This is a genomic window from Shewanella sp. TC10 (assembly GCF_009663145.1).
GTDB lineage: Bacteria > Pseudomonadota > Gammaproteobacteria > Enterobacterales > Shewanellaceae > Shewanella.
In genome coordinates this window covers 45,346-60,271 of sequence record NZ_VKHR01000005.1, presented here as the reverse complement: position 1 = coordinate 60,271, position 14,926 = coordinate 45,346, and the positions used below count along the sequence as shown (strand labels likewise).

Annotated in this window: 12 protein-coding genes; 11 read left to right on the top strand and 1 reads right to left on the bottom strand. The window is 41.7% G+C overall.

The genetic code is table 11. The annotated features are described in order from the left end of the window. The first annotated feature begins 9 nt into the window (after positions 1-9). From fdh3B (FNZ24_RS02870) to FNZ24_RS02820, 11 genes are all read left to right on the top strand, one after another. On the top strand, positions 10-606 hold the full coding sequence (gene fdh3B, locus FNZ24_RS02870; protein ID WP_153912916.1) for a formate dehydrogenase FDH3 subunit beta: 597 nt from the start codon (positions 10-12) through the stop codon (positions 604-606). Positions 607-655: 49 nt separating this feature from the next. Beyond that, positions 656-1,666 (top strand): formate dehydrogenase subunit gamma, encoded by a 1,011-nt coding sequence (locus tag FNZ24_RS02865; RefSeq protein ID WP_153912915.1) that lies wholly within the window; start codon positions 656-658, stop codon positions 1,664-1,666. An 843-nt stretch (positions 1,667-2,509) separates the two neighbouring features. Then, positions 2,510-2,707, top strand: a complete 198-nt coding sequence (locus tag FNZ24_RS02860; protein WP_102527589.1) for a twin-arginine translocation signal domain-containing protein — start codon at positions 2,510-2,512, stop codon at positions 2,705-2,707. A 17-nt stretch (positions 2,708-2,724) separates the two neighbouring features. Continuing rightward, complete coding sequence (locus tag FNZ24_RS02855) at positions 2,725-5,580, top strand: formate dehydrogenase subunit alpha (protein ID WP_153912914.1); 2,856 nt, start codon at positions 2,725-2,727, stop codon at positions 5,578-5,580. A gap of 28 nt (positions 5,581-5,608) precedes the next feature. After that, positions 5,609-6,178 carry a formate dehydrogenase FDH3 subunit beta gene (fdh3B, locus tag FNZ24_RS02850; protein ID WP_153912913.1) on the top strand — a complete coding sequence of 190 codons (570 nt, stop codon included), beginning with the start codon at positions 5,609-5,611 and terminating at the stop codon, positions 6,176-6,178. Between the two features lie 74 nt (positions 6,179-6,252). Continuing rightward, complete coding sequence (locus FNZ24_RS02845; protein ID WP_153912912.1) at positions 6,253-7,242, top strand: formate dehydrogenase subunit gamma; 990 nt, start codon at positions 6,253-6,255, stop codon at positions 7,240-7,242. 311 nt (positions 7,243-7,553) lie between these two features. Beyond that, positions 7,554-8,891 (top strand): coproporphyrinogen III oxidase family protein, encoded by a 1,338-nt coding sequence (locus FNZ24_RS02840; RefSeq protein WP_153912911.1) that lies wholly within the window; start codon positions 7,554-7,556, stop codon positions 8,889-8,891. Between the two features lie 153 nt (positions 8,892-9,044). Then, positions 9,045-9,884, top strand: a complete 840-nt coding sequence (locus FNZ24_RS02835) for a PfkB family carbohydrate kinase (RefSeq protein WP_153912969.1) — start codon at positions 9,045-9,047, stop codon at positions 9,882-9,884. Between the two features lie 405 nt (positions 9,885-10,289). After that, positions 10,290-11,747, top strand: coding sequence for a sensor domain-containing diguanylate cyclase (locus tag FNZ24_RS02830; RefSeq protein ID WP_153912910.1), 1,458 nt, complete (start codon positions 10,290-10,292; stop codon positions 11,745-11,747). Positions 11,748-11,814: 67 nt separating this feature from the next. Next, positions 11,815-12,519 (top strand): MOSC domain-containing protein, encoded by a 705-nt coding sequence (locus tag FNZ24_RS02825; RefSeq protein ID WP_153912909.1) that lies wholly within the window; start codon positions 11,815-11,817, stop codon positions 12,517-12,519. 34 nt (positions 12,520-12,553) lie between these two features. Then, the gene (locus tag FNZ24_RS02820; RefSeq protein WP_153912908.1) at positions 12,554-12,904 is read left to right on the top strand and encodes a DUF4870 domain-containing protein; all 351 of its coding nucleotides are present in this window, start codon (positions 12,554-12,556) and stop codon (positions 12,902-12,904) included. A gap of 72 nt (positions 12,905-12,976) precedes the next feature. Here FNZ24_RS02820 and FNZ24_RS02815 read toward each other — a convergent pair whose 3' ends face one another. After that, positions 12,977-14,899 (bottom strand): methyl-accepting chemotaxis protein, encoded by a 1,923-nt coding sequence (locus FNZ24_RS02815; RefSeq protein ID WP_153912907.1) that lies wholly within the window; start codon positions 14,897-14,899, stop codon positions 12,977-12,979. Positions 14,900-14,926: the final 27 nt, after the last annotated feature.

Sequence of the window (14,926 nt, the reverse complement as noted above, 5' to 3'; positions counted from 1 at the left end):
TAAGCCACTATGGCAGTCATGAAATTTTTGTGTGACACAAAACGCTGCATCGAGTGTAACGGTTGCGTCACAGCTTGTAAGAACGAAAACGATTCCGCTCTAGAGTGGGGTATTCAACGTCGTCGTGTGGTTACTATCAATGATGGTGAACCAGGCGAAGCGTCAATCTCAGTTGCATGTATGCACTGTACTGACGCACCTTGTATGGCCGTTTGTCCGGCGGATTGTTTCTATCAAACCGACGACGGCATTGTATTGCATGATAAAGATACGTGTATCGGTTGTGGTTACTGTTTCTATGCTTGTCCTTTCGGTGCTCCACAGTTCCCGAAAAAGACAGCATTTGGTAGCCGAGGCAAAATGGATAAATGTACTTTCTGTGCCGGTGGCCCAGAAGAGAATCATTCAGATGCCGAGCGTCAGAAGTATGGTGCAAACCGTATTGCTGAAGGCAAATTACCTATGTGTGCAGAGCTTTGTTCAACTAAAGCATTGTTAGCTGGTGATGCTGATATCGTATCAACCATTTACCGTGAACGTATGTCGAAACGCGGTAACCCGAATGTGATTTGGGGCTATGACCCAAAAACGGGTGATATGGTTTAGGCAGTGCAAAAGGTAACGGACTTTGTCCGTTACCAAGCAAGGAGTGACAATGTTAAACAAACAGTTAAACAAATCACTGCGTAGCTTGTTTGCTCTGTTGGTTCTGGTGATGGGGTTAGGGTTTTCAACCACAACTTTAGCAGCAGATGAACAATCAAGTAAGCAGCAGGCAGCGAAGGATAATCCAGCTGAGTTATGGCGGGCAGTAAAAGGCGGTGAAGCTGGCCGTACTACCGCACAAGGCATCGAGCCGGGTGTGCTGATTAATGTTGGCGGCAATGAAGGTAGAATAATTAGAGATGATTATATTACTCCGGCTGTAGCGTTAGCTCTAGTAGGTGTATTTGGTGCATTTTTAGCATTCTATTTTGTCAATGGCCCAGCAAGATTAACCAAAGGTTTTTCAGGCAAGATGGTTGAACGGTGGTCTAAAGCAGATATTGTGTTGCATTGGATTATGGCAATTGCGTGTTTAGCTCTGATGCTGACAGGTCTGGTAATCATATTAGGTAAAATTGTAATACAACCTTATGTGAGTAGCAGTATTTGGGCAGGGGTCATTGCTTTCAGTAAGTTTGTACATGATTGGACAGGTCCTGTTTTCATCGTATCTTGGTTGGTATGTATTGTTAAATGGATGCCACTACAAACCATTAAAATGTACGATTTGAAATGGTTCCTCGTGGTCGGTGGTTACATCAACTTTGGTCCTTTCAAAGGCAAGCATCCAGACAGTGGCTTTGCTAATGCTGGTGAAAAGATGTGGTTTTGGACCTTAGTATTCTTTGGTCTATTTATCAGCGTATCAGGCATGATGTTAGTGCTTCCTGGCTTAGATTTACCGCGAGAAGCTTCAATGCTTGCGTTACTTGTTCATGGTGTTAGTGCTGCAATTTTAATTGCATTCACGATAGTACACATTTGGATGGCAACAGCATTAAGTGAAGGTGGTATGGAATCTATGGTTTCAGGTTATTGTGATGAGAACTGGGCAATCCAGCATCACAATCTTTGGTACGATGAAATCAAAGCCAACGGTACGTTGAAATACCAAAAGTAAATTAGCAAAAGCAATTTAGCTTACGCTGTGAAAAAACACCTCAACTGAGATTATCTCGTTGGGGTGTTTTTATTTTTAATCGATTTTTCCAATTTACCAAATAAGTTTTAACACTCAGTTTTGCGGGTTAAAGTTCTGACTTTGTAAATAGACTGACTGTTCATTGGCTAATTTAACAAGCCAAACTATCCATTAAGTTTGAGTTTAGTTATACCTTTCGTTAGCTCGAGTTCGAAGAGGTAACTTTGACCGAGTTTACTTTGGTTTAGCTATCCCTATATTTACCCCTCTAAATCTTAAATCCACAGATTGATAAGGCTCTTAATTTGGCCTAACAGATGCTCGTAAAGTCATTTGATTGTTAATGAGTTCATGAATGGAACTTAATCTTGTATTACTCACATCCTTAATAGCTAAAAGTACTACCGTGACTGGTTTTAATCACCAAAAGCTATAAGTGAATAAGAAGAATTATCACTACTCATTAAGTATTACAAACAGTGCTAACTTAATGAGATGTTAAGGTTTTTAACAATCATTTCCTCCCTGCTTTAAGGCACATTCGATGACTAATAACAGATACTCATTTTAAAGTATGACCTAGTTAACGCTTTGTCGATTTTGTCGTATTTTTTGGAATGTGAACTGGGGTCAGATCAATTTATTTCAGCCTATCTCTCTATATATTAGCCCCGTTAATTTGTGAACATTATTCATTTAGAAGTGTTTTTACCTTTTTGGTCTACTTTTATTAACTTGTTGTTAACAACTGGTTTTTGGTAATCGAAAAGGCCTATGAGGGCATTAACCAAAGAGTTGATGTGATTTAAACCGGGAGTAAAGATGAAGAAGCAACAGCCTGATCTGAACCGCAGATCTTTGCTGAAAGCCATCACCGTAGGTAGCGCTGCTACTGCAGCAATTGCTGTTTCAGGTGTGAGTGTGGCTCAAGCAACCGAGAGTAACGTTAGTAGCAAAAATGCTAAAGGTTACAAAGAAACTGCGCATATTCGTAGCTACTACGACAGCTTACGCGGATAATTCAGGAGAAATAAGCGATGAAGTTAACTCGCAAGTCTACCGCAGCGCCTAAAGCTGCTACCAAGTCGCTCGGTATCAACCGTCGTCAATTTATGAAGAATGCAGGTATTGCCACTGGTGGTATCGCCGCTGCTTCATTAATGGGCACTGGCATGATGCGTAGAGCAGAAGCTAAAGATGTACCGCATGATGCGCCAACTGAAATCAAACGTACTGTATGTTCTGCATGTGCTGTTGGTTGTGGTTTATACGCTGAAGTACAAAATGGCGTTTGGACTGGTCAAGAACCAGCTTTCGATCACCCATTCAATGCTGGTGGTCACTGTGCTAAAGGTGCTGCTTTACGTGAACATGGTCACGGTGAAAAGCGCCTTAAATACCCAATGAAGCTTGTTGATGGCAAGTGGAAGAAACTATCTTGGGAGCAGGCTTACAACGAAGTCGGTGACAAGATGCTAGATATCCGTGAAGAGTCAGGTCCTGATTCAGTTTACTTCATGGGTAGTGCTAAGTTCTCGAACGAAGGCTGTTACATGTACCGTAAGTTTGCGGCTATGTGGGGCACGAACAACGTCGATCACTCTGCACGTATTTGTCACTCTACCACGGTAGCCGGTGTTGCTAACACTTGGGGTTACGGTGCGCAAACTAACTCTTTCAATGACATCCAGAATGCAAATGCAATCTTCTTCATCGGTGCTAACCCGGCTGAAGCGCATCCAGTTGCAATGCAGCATATCTTAATCGCGAAAGAGAAAAACAACGCTAAAATTATCGTTGTTGACCCTCGTTTCTCACGTACTGCAGCGCATGCTGACCTACATTGTGGTCTGCGTCCTGGTACGGATATCCCATTCATCTACGGTATGCTTTGGCACATCTTTGAAAACGGTTGGGAAGACAAAACGTTCATCCAAGAACGTGTTTTCGAAATGGAAACTATTCGCGAAGAAGTGAAGAAGTTCCCACCGAAAGAAGTTGCAGATATCACTGGCTGTAGCGAAGAAGAAGTTTACCAAGCTGCTAAATTAATGGCAGATAACCGTCCAGGTACTGTTGTTTGGTGTATGGGTGGTACTCAGCATCACGTCGGTAACGCGAACACTCGTGCATACTGTATCCTTCAATTAGCACTAGGTAACATGGGTGTTAAAGGCGGCGGAACAAACATTTTCCGTGGTCACGATAACGTACAAGGCGCAACTGACTTAGGTTTATTATTCGATAACTTACCTGGTTACTACGGCCTAACTTCTGGCGCATGGGATCACTGGACAAATGTTTGGGATCTAGATAGAGATTGGGTTTCTAGTCGTTTTGACCAAAATGAATACCTTGGCCGTGTTCCAATGAACACTCCTGGTATCCCTTGTTCTCGCTGGCATGACGGTGTTTTAGAAACGCCTGAAAAATTAGCGCAAAAAGACCGTGTACGTATGGGCTTCTTCTGGGGTCAATCAGTTAACACTGAAACTCGTCAAGATGATGTTCGTGAAGCACTAGACAAGATGGACACAGTAGTTGTTGTGGATCCGTTCCCAACAATGGCTGGTGTTATGCACCGTCGTCAAAACGGCGTGTACTTGCTACCAGCTTGTACTCAGTTCGAAACTGAAGGTTCAGTATCTAACTCTGGTCGTTCACAACAATGGCGTGAAAAGATTGTTGAGCCATTATTTGAATCAAAAACTGACCTTGAGATTATGTACCGTCTATCTCAAAAACTTGGTTTTGCTGATGAGTACACTAAACGTATCGCTAAAGATGCAAATGATGTTCTAGTTATTGAAGACATCACTCGCGAAATTAACCGCGGTATGTGGACTATTGGTATGTCAGGTCAAAGCCCTGAGCGTATTAAAGAACACACTCAAAACTGGGGCACGTTCAGCAACAAGACTCTTGAAGCTGCTGGTGGACCTGCTAAAGGCGAAACTTACGGTTTACCTTGGCCTTGTTGGGGTACTCCGGAGCAGAAGCATCCAGGTACTCAAATTCTATACAACACGCACAAGCACGTGCTTGAAGGCGGCGGTAACTTCCGTGCGCGTTACGGTATTGAATACAAAGGTAAGAACTTGTTAGCGGAAGGCAGCTTCTCTAAAGGCGCTGAAATCACAGACGGTTACCCAGAGTTCACTGCAGACATGCTTAAACAGCTTGGCTGGTTTGACGAACTAACTGCTGAAGAAAAAGTTCATGCAGAAGGTAAAAACTGGAAGACTGATATCTCTGGTGGTATCCAACGCGTAGCAATGAAGCACGGCTGTATCCCTTACGGTAACGCTAAAGCTCGTTGTATCGTATGGACATTCCCTGATGAAGTACCTGTTCACCGTGAGCCGTTATACACGCCTCGTCGTGATTTAGTATCTAAGTACCCAACGTACGCTGATATGCAAGTACATCGTTTACCAACACTGTACAAGTCAATTCAAGACAATGACAACTCTGCTAAGTACCCACTTGCACTAACGTCAGGCCGTCTGGTTGAGTACGAAGGTGGTGGTGAAGAGTCTCGTTCTAACCCTTGGTTAGCAGAACTTCAACAAGAAATGTTTGTTGAAATTAACCCTGCAGACGCAGCTGATCGTGGTCTTCGTGATGGCGATACAGTTTGGTTAGAAGGTGCTGAAGGTGGACGCATCAAGATTAAAGCAATGGTCACTCCACGCGTTAAGCCTGGTGTAACTTGGATGCCATACCACTTCGCGGGTGAAATGCACGGCGAAAGCCTTGCGCCTAACTACCCAGAAGGCACTGTACCTTACGTATTAGGTGAATCAGCTAACACTGCACTGACCTATGGTTATGACCCTGTGACTCAAATGCAGGAAACCAAAGCGTCGCTTTGTCAAATTGAAAAAGCGTAATTGCAGCTTAAGCTAGGAGAATTGCCAAATGGCTACAATGAAATTTTTATGTGATACCAAGCGCTGCATTGAATGTAATGGTTGTGTCACAGCTTGTAAAAACGAAAATGACTCTGCTCTAGAGTGGGGTATTCAACGTCGTCGCGTAGTAACCATCAATGATGGTGTTAAAGGCGAAGCGTCTATCTCTGTTGCATGTATGCACTGTAGTGATGCACCTTGTATGGCTGTATGTCCTGCAGATTGTTTCTACAAAACAGAAGACGGCATCGTTCTTCACGACAAAGATACTTGTATCGGTTGTGGTTACTGTTTATATGCATGTCCTTTCGGTGCTCCACAGTTCCCTCAGTCAGGCGCTTTTGGCAGCCGTGGCAAGATGGACAAGTGTACTTTCTGTGCTGGTGGCCCAGAAGCTGATCACTCTAATGAAGAGCGTCAGAAGTACGGTGCTAACCGTGTAGCTGAAGGTAAGCTTCCAATGTGTGCTGAGCTTTGTGCAACTAAGTCGCTACTTGCTGGTGATGCAGAAATCGTTTCTGCCATCTTCCGTGAGCGTGTTGCTTATCGCGGTGCTAACAAGGGTGTTTGGGGTTAATCTCCGCCTGAGTTAGTCAGCTTAGCTATGATGCCTAGGGCAACCTAGGCATCGAATAGCATAGAGGATGTAATATGAACAAGTGGTTCAAACAAATTGGCGTTGTTATCGCACTGATGTTCAGTGTTATGACTTTCGCACACGCAAGTGGAAATGTTGAAGAGTCTCTAACCGTTCAAGATGGCAATGCACAATTATGGGCACAGCTTAAAGACGGTGTAGAGGGACGTACGACTTCCACAAGTGAGTTCCATGCACAACCAATCAATACTTATGATTTACGTGTATTCGAACTTCGTAGTGACTTATTAGCGCCAGCTTTAATGGCAGCGCTATTTGGCATGATCATCATCTTCTTACTGTTTATTAAAATAAACGGTATTTCAAAATTACACGGTGGTTTCACCGGTAAGATGGTGTATCGCTGGTCTAAATTTGATGTATCAATTCACTGGTTAGGTGCGATTCCTTGCTTGTTATTGATCCTGACAGGTTTAGTACTGCTTGCTGGCCGTTTCTTCTTCCAACCGTATATCGGTGAAGGAATGTGGTCTAGTTTGGTTTACATTTCCAAAGAAGTTCATGACTATATGGCTATCCCATTCATGTTGGGTTGGGCGTTAATGACGGTACTTTGGGCTAAAAACCAAATGCCTAAAATGTATGACCTTAAGTGGATGATGGTGGTTGGTGGTTACATTAACTTCGGTCCATTTAAAGGTAAGCACCCTGACGCTGGCTTTGCTAACGCAGGTGAGAAAATGTGGTTTTGGGCATTTGCTCTATTCGGACTATTCATCTCAGTATCAGGAATGTTATTACTGTTCCCGAACTTATTTGAACCTAGCCGTAACCTAAGTTTACTTGCTTTAGTGGTTCACGCTGTGAGTGCAATCGTTATCTGTGCTTTCTCTATCGTGCACATCTTCATGGCAACAGCTATGTCTGAAGGTGGTATGGATTGTATGGTGTCTGGTTACTGTGATGAGCAGTGGGCTAAGCAACATCACAACCTTTGGTATGATGAAATCAAAGAAAAAGGCGAGCTTAAATATAAAGACTAGTTAGTCTTAATTTTAAGTCGTAAACACCCTTAAAGGCACTGCTTTTGAGGGTGTTTTTATATCTGCAATATGGAACTCAAACCGTTAACATTAATCTTTGTTATATTTAACATGCGGATAGTGTACATTAGGTGTTGGTTATTTAATGGCTGCTAATCTGTGATCTCCTTGGTAAAAATCAACTGTCATAGTTGTGATTAACCCTTAAGTTATAGATAGTTCACATAATGGTTACTCGATTGAGAGTACTCTGCTCAATCGGCAATCAATTAGCGTTGCTACTGTGTATATATTTTTAGATAGGAAGTGCTATGTCATCAATAATTAAACCATCAGATAAAATTATCCAATCGCCTTATCAAGCGAATATTACCACCCCAGATTGGATGATCAGTGCTATGGAAAAAGTGATGCAGTTTTACGTTGATCGTAATTTGCGCTTAGATACCGTTTCCGCAGAAATGATGCCAAACCCAGTAGAAGGCAAAAAGTACATGCTATATGCACACGTGCCTTTTTGTCATACTCTGTGTTCTTATTGTACTTTCCACCGCTTCCTATTTAATGAAGATAAAGCACGCCGCTATTTCGTTTCTTTACGTAAAGAAATGGATATGGTTAAAAATCTCGGCTACGATTTCGAATCTATGTACATCGGTGGTGGCACCACAACAGTGCTTGAAGATGAACTGGCACGCACCATTGAACATGCTAAAAAGCTGTTCCCAAGTATTAAAGAAGTGTCATGTGAGTCAGATCCTCAACATTTAGACAGCCCAGGCTTTAAGCAGTTAGAAGGCTTAGTCGATCGTATGTCGATTGGGGTGCAGAGCTTTAATGATGACATTTTAACCATGACTGACCGAATTGAAAAATTTGGTAACGGTCAGCAAACCTTTGACCGAATTATGGCGGCTAAAGAGTTATTCCCAATTATTAATGTTGATTTGATTTTCGGTTTCCGTGGTCAAACCGATGAAATTATCCAGCACGATTTGGATATGGCTTCAAAATTAGACCCAAGACAAATCACCACTTATCCATTGATGATAACCCATCAAACTCGTAAGAGTGTTAAAGGCAAACTAGCCGCGCCGCACGGAGATATGGCGCGTCAATACCGTCAAATTCTAAATAGCTTAAATGGCCAGTACACTCAGTTATCAGGTTGGGCATTTGGTAAAGCAAATAACGAAGGCTTTGATGAATACGTTATCGATTTTGATGAGTATTTAGGTGTTGGTTCTGGCTCATTCAGCTTCTTAGATGACACTTTATATGTGAACACGTTCTCGTTGAAAAAATACCAAGAACGAATTGCCAATGGCAAAATGGGTGTTGAGCAGCAAAAGCAATACGGTAAAAAAGAAGTGATGCAATACCGCTTCTTGCTGGGTATGTTCTCAGGCCGTTTATCGCGTAAATACTTCCGAGACACATTTGGCGTTAACTTAGATACCGCATTATTTAAAGAAATGGCTTCAATGAGAGCAATTGGTGCGATTAAGAATGACCCGAATGACCCAGACAACTTGATTTGGACTGATAACGGCAAAATGATGGGTTTGTTAATGATGAAAGAATTTTATTCAGGAATGGATAATGTTCGTGCTCAACTACGTAAACCGTTACAAGCCGCTGATATGTAATAAGTACCTAACGCTTAAAAAATAAGTTAATGAAAGGTAGTGACCATAGTAACTGCCTTTTTTGTTTTTTGCAGTATACTGATTTTGATATCAACCCAAATGGCAGAGTGGATAACTTGTCATTGAGATTGAATGCTGAATATAGAGACTGCTATGGCCAATATTTTACTGCTTGCCAATATTAACTGTGACCGACTACTTCGGTTAGATAAACCGCTACAAACTGGCGGGCGCTTTCATTATCAAGATGGTGGCTTAAGGCTAGGTGGTGGCGGTGCAAATACAGGGATTGGGCTGGTTTGGGCTGGTCATTCTGTGTCTTTAGTGAGCCAAGTTGGCAATGATAAAATTGGCAATTGGATATTGGCTCAAGCTAGCACTCAAGGTCTTGATTGCCGCTTAGTTGAGCGATTTAATGGCAATACTTGCGAGATGTTGTTAGTGATGACGCCGGATGGTGAGCGCACGATTATTCGCCCAGAACGGCCAATATTTGAATTACCCTCTCCACCTAATTGGCAGCAATTCGATGCTCTCTATATAAACTCTTCAGCAAAAGGGATCAGTGGTTGGACCGAATCAGCTTTAAACTCTTGCCTTGTGGTTTCGCAACTAGCCAAAGATGAACGAGTGCGCCCATGTCATATTCTCATTGCTTCTATTACCGATATGGAGGGGCGCTGCAATGAAAACAAATGGCGCTTTGCGACTCAAATAGCCGGTGAGTCATTACGTTACTTTGTGGTAACCGATGGTGAAAATGGAGCCATCGCTTACAGTAAGCATGATCAAGTACATGTGCCTGCTGTTCTATCAGAGGTGGTGGATACTACAGGTGCAGGCGATGCATATGCAGCAGGCTTAATTCACTTTCTGTGTGAGCAAAAAACCATTACCGAAGCGATGGAAGAAGGTGCAAGGTGGGCGGCTTTTGCTGTTGCCACACCAAGCTCAGTACCTGGAGAAGGGTTAAAAACTTACTTAGAAAAATGAGGTTCATCTGTTTTTGTTTTATTTCATTTTTACGTCATATAACTGTCGCTAATCTGTCATGAAGTAAATCTATAATTTCGCCGTAATTTATTGAAAGCCAAATCTTTTCCGCTAAAGATCTGTCTCATTTAAATCTTCCTACTTCCTGGGAGTTAATTACAACCCTATTTTAATTGTTTGAATTTATGACCCTGTATCCCCCATTTACAGGGTCTTTTTTTGTCTGCAAAAAAACATTCAAAACAAGCTAAGCCTATAAATACTGAGCCTTGTAGGTAAAAGTCGATGCGTCTTTAATGCTTTTCAGTTAGTATTTACATTGGTTTAACATGTTCGCATATACCAGTTCTCTTAGAGGCAATTTTCTATTGTTAATTTGAAGAACTAAGATTTAGTAGGGGCGTTATGGGAAATAAAGTTTGGAATGATAAAAAGCGCTTTATTTGGATGCTGTCCATATTGCTGTTAGCCGCATTTATTGTCACCAGTGGTATCAGTTATCAAGTCGCTCATGAATCCTTAAGTGAACAAATCGAAGACAATACCTTGCCACTCACCAGTGACAATATCTATTCTGAAATTCAGCAAGACCTGCTAAGACCTATCTTTATTTCTTCGTTAATGGCCCAAGACACTTTTGTGCGAGATTGGACGATTAATGATGAGCAGCAACCCGAAAAACTGGTTCGTTACCTCAATGAAATCCAACAAAAATACGATACCGTTACGAGTTTTTTTGTCTCTGAAGCTAGCCGAAACTATTACCACTCCAGTGGCGTATTAAGAAAAATCAAAGATGTCTCCAATGAGGATGCTTGGTATTTTAGAGTGCGTTCTTTGCCTAAATCTGAAGACTACGAAATCAATATAGATACCGATACTGCTGATAAAAGTCGCACCGTCATTTATGTCAATTACAAGGTATATGACTTTGATGGAAACTTTATTGGCGTGACAGGGGTTGGTTTAGCCGTTGAAAGCGTGAAAAAAATGATAGAGCTTTATCAAACTCGCTATAACCGTAAGGTGTATTTCTCAGACCGACAGGGCAATATAACTTTGCGCAGCAAAGGGTTTGATGGTGCGACGACTCTACAGTCTACTGAAGGGTTACAAAAGCTTGCCACTCGAATCTTAACTAGCCCAAGTGCTTCTTTCTCCTATAAACGTGATAACCGAACTATCTATTTAAATAGCCGTTTAGTGGAGGAGTTCCAGTGGTATTTGATGGTAGAGCAAGACGAAGTTTTGGCTGAGCAGAAATTACTAACCACCTTTTGGGTCAATATTGCGCTGAGTTTAGTGGTGACGCTAGGGATTTTATTTATTGCCAATATGACCCTAGGCAAATATCAAAGAAAGCTCGAAGTCATGGCCTCTACCGATAAGTTAACTGGTGCGGCTAACAGGCAAGCATTTGAAGAGTACTATACTCGTGCATTATCTCAAGCGGTAATTGAATCGACCCCAATGGCTGTAATCATTCTCGATATTGACCACTTTAAACAAGTGAATGATAAATATGGTCACAATATCGGTGACTTGGTGATTCAGTCCGTATCGAATGTGCTTAAATCTCACCTCAAAGAAGCAGATTTATTGTGTCGCTGGGGCGGAGAAGAATTTTTGGTGTTATTGTCGAATGTAAATACCAGCCAAGCACATGACTTAGCAGATAAAATGCGCGAATCGGTAGCAGCAAGAAATATCAAGGTGAATGGCAACGATATTAATATTACGATTAGCTGCGGCGTTGCCGAATACCGTAAAACTGAAACGCCAACAGAGCTCATTCATCGGGCTGATATCGCATTATATCAAGCGAAAGAACAAGGCCGAAATCAGGTAGTATTGTCTTATTAATTGGTACTTGTACTATTAACAAGATAAGAAAATACACGACTAATCATACATCAACGAGAGAGTATTAATGGCTGGCCATGTTTTAGCAAAAAAAATCTCAGGTTTATTTCGTGGAGATCAAATTGACGCCATTAAGGGTTTTGATAGTGCCATGAACAATAAGCTTCCAGTACAAACGCTTAAGGTGACTAAAAGTAGGGTAGAGGGCGACAACCAAGCTGACCCTATTCATCATGGTGGCGAAGAACGTGTTTTACATCACTTCCCACGGGAGCACTATGGCCAATACCGTCGCTGGGATTTAATCACCAACTTTAAGGATGTTCCCGCGATGGGGGAAAACATTAGTACTGTTGGCTTAGATGAATCTCAAGTCAATATTGGCGATATCATTCAAATCGGTGAGGTGTTATTGCAAGTCACACAGCCGCGCTCTCCTTGCTTTAAACTTAATTTGCAGTTTGGACATCCTAAATTTGCTTTAGCAATGCAAGAAAGTCGTATGTGTGGTTGGTTTTATAAAGTACTCCAAGAAGGTGAGATTAAAGCCAGTGATAGCATTGTATTGATTGAAAGAAAAACCGATATCAGTATTGCTCAGGCGATGAAGATATACTTTATAGCTGATGTAGACCCAGAACAATACCAGCAGTTGATGCAATGTGAAGGTTTAGCTGAAAACTGGATTGCCAGTATGCAAAAACGGATTGATACTCAGCAAATTGAGAATTGGCAATATCGATTGTATGGCCCAGAAGGCGAGCCAGCTTAACGCTTTGTTAAACGAATAATGACAAGGATGCATAATGACTGAAACGGTAGAAAAAGAAGCCAGAGATATGGGGCTGCTGGTTTACGCAGCAAGTTTTGCAGGTTACATCATTCCGCTTGGCAGTATTATTGGCCCACTTATCGTGTGGCTAATGAAACGAGATGAATTTGAATTCGTTAATGAATGTGGCAAAAACTGCATTAACTTTAAGCTGAGCTTACTTATCTATGTGATTATCAGTAGCATTTTAATCTTTGTTGGTATTGGGGTGCTATTACTCATGGTGTTAGCATTAGCTGACATTATCTTTACTATCATCGCGATAATTAAAGCGGGTGAGGGAGTGGCATATCGTTATCCGTTAACGATTAATTTTATCAAGTAGTGCAGGTAAGGTTTGCAAAGAACATAAAAAACGCACTTGTTAAAGTGCGTTTTTTGTTTGTTAATTATGCATTTATTCTATTTTAAAGCGTGCGACAAGTACGTCTAGACGTCCGGCCAAGCTATTTAATGACTCACTTGCTTGAGCTGCAGCTTGTGCTGTATCAGCGGTGCGCTGAGTAATGTCATTAATCTCAGTAACATTGCGATTAATATCTTCTACAACGGTTGACTGCTCTTCAGTTGCTGCTGCCACCTGAATGTTCATATCACTTATTGAGGCAATTTGTTGGCTAATACCACTCAGTGATTGGCTTGCCTCATCTACCGCATTGACGCCTTCTTGAGAACGGTTGCGAGAGGTTTCCATCGCTACAACTGCACGGCTAGCTTCAGATTGCAGCTTATCAATCATGGTTTGTACTTCATTCGTTGAATCAGCAGTTCGAGAAGCAAGGTTTCTAACTTCATCGGCAACTACAGCAAACCCACGTCCAGCTTCACCTGCCCGGGCAGCCTCAATTGCAGCATTAAGTGCTAACAAGTTGGTTTGCTCGGAAATAGCGCGGATCACATCTAAAATACCGCCAATGGATTTAGTGTGTGTTGCCAGAGACTCAATCACTTCACCGACTTGTTCAACGTCATTAGATAATTGATTAATCGTTGTTCTTGCACTCATTACTACTTGTTGACCGTCAGAAGATTCAGTATCAGCTTCTTTTGCTGTCACAGCTGCTTGTGCAGCATTACTGGCGATTTCATTTACCGTTGCGCCCATTTCATTAATCGCTGTCACAACCATAATGGTACGGTCTTTTTGTTGCTGGCTATCGTCCAGAGTTTGATTTGCTTGAGCGGATACGTCTTTCGCAGATAAGCTTAGTTGCTCACTGGTACGGGCGACTTCAATAACGGATTCTTGGATTTTGCTAATAAAACTATTAAACCCTTTGGCAAGTTGGGCTAATTCATCGTTTCCTTCTACAGGTAAGCGCTGACGTAAGTCACCCTCACCTTCACCTATGTCTTTAAATAATTCAGCGACCTTTGCAATTGGGCGACTTACGGACGATGCTACAGCGCTCGCTATCACAATAAAAATGATGGCAATAACGATAGTGCCAAGGACAATTTGATATACCGCTTTATCGAGTAGAGCAAAGATTTCTGACTCAGGTACCTCGGCTACTAAATACCAATTCATCGCCGGAATATAACTGCTAGCGACTATGGTACTTTCGCCATTGAGTTCGATGCGCATTAAATTGAAATCATTTTGGGTCAGTAAAGACTGAGTATTACTTCCAGAGTAAAATCCATTAAGGTTCGTTTTGCCTATTTTATTAGGTTCTGGGTGAAGTTTTACATCACCATTTGCATCAACCAAATAGACAAAACCACTGTCCTCAATTTTAAATGATGCTAATTGTTGCACCATATCATCTAAAGACTTTGCCAAACCCACTAGCCCGCGACCATTAGGTTGCTGGTAGTTAATGAACAATTTGACTTCACCATTGGTTTCAGTAAATACATTTAGCATCCGCTCTTGACCACTATTAAGATAATCAAAAAACCAACTATCTTGAGCTGAGGTCAAAACACGAAGAAATCCATCTTGTGTGTAATATGCTGCTGTTTCTCTATCGGCGTAAGACGCTTGCACCAACTGATATTGACTTTGAATATCACCTAACTGAGCCACAACATCGGCTTCTTTATCACTCGGACGACCTTGTTCAATCCAATCAAGTAGCATACGACTTTTGGCTAGTTGCTCGGCAGCATTCAATAAGTTGTTTATATCAAGTTCTATTTTATGGCGGATCTGCATCAATAAGCTAGGCAGCTCTGAATCTACCATACGCTGTTCAACAACCATTTTTGCGCTGCGTTGGCTAAGCACTCCGACAAGCATGGTTGAAAATACCACGCCAAATATCACCGAAAATAAGATTTTTTGTTTAATGGTTAGGTTTTTTAACAGATTCATTTGTACAGCCTATTTAGTTCGATATCT

Bases quoted from the DNA above. Each gene is read 5' to 3' on its own strand.
- fdh3B (WP_153912916.1), top strand. From the start codon at position 10: ATGGCAGTCATGAAATTTTTGTGTGACACAAAACGCTGCATCGAGTGT.
- FNZ24_RS02865 (WP_153912915.1), top strand. From the start codon at position 656: ATGTTAAACAAACAGTTAAACAAATCACTGCGTAGCTTGTTTGCTCTG.
- FNZ24_RS02860 (WP_102527589.1), top strand. From the start codon at position 2,510: ATGAAGAAGCAACAGCCTGATCTGAACCGCAGATCTTTGCTGAAAGCC.
- FNZ24_RS02855 (WP_153912914.1), top strand. From the start codon at position 2,725: ATGAAGTTAACTCGCAAGTCTACCGCAGCGCCTAAAGCTGCTACCAAG.
- fdh3B (WP_153912913.1), top strand. From the start codon at position 5,609: ATGGCTACAATGAAATTTTTATGTGATACCAAGCGCTGCATTGAATGT.
- FNZ24_RS02845 (WP_153912912.1), top strand. From the start codon at position 6,253: ATGAACAAGTGGTTCAAACAAATTGGCGTTGTTATCGCACTGATGTTC.
- FNZ24_RS02840 (WP_153912911.1), top strand. From the start codon at position 7,554: ATGTCATCAATAATTAAACCATCAGATAAAATTATCCAATCGCCTTAT.
- FNZ24_RS02835 (WP_153912969.1), top strand. From the start codon at position 9,045: ATGGCCAATATTTTACTGCTTGCCAATATTAACTGTGACCGACTACTT.
- FNZ24_RS02830 (WP_153912910.1), top strand. From the start codon at position 10,290: ATGGGAAATAAAGTTTGGAATGATAAAAAGCGCTTTATTTGGATGCTG.
- FNZ24_RS02825 (WP_153912909.1), top strand. From the start codon at position 11,815: ATGGCTGGCCATGTTTTAGCAAAAAAAATCTCAGGTTTATTTCGTGGA.
- FNZ24_RS02820 (WP_153912908.1), top strand. From the start codon at position 12,554: ATGACTGAAACGGTAGAAAAAGAAGCCAGAGATATGGGGCTGCTGGTT.
- FNZ24_RS02815 (WP_153912907.1), bottom strand. From the start codon at position 14,899: ATGAATCTGTTAAAAAACCTAACCATTAAACAAAAAATCTTATTTTCG.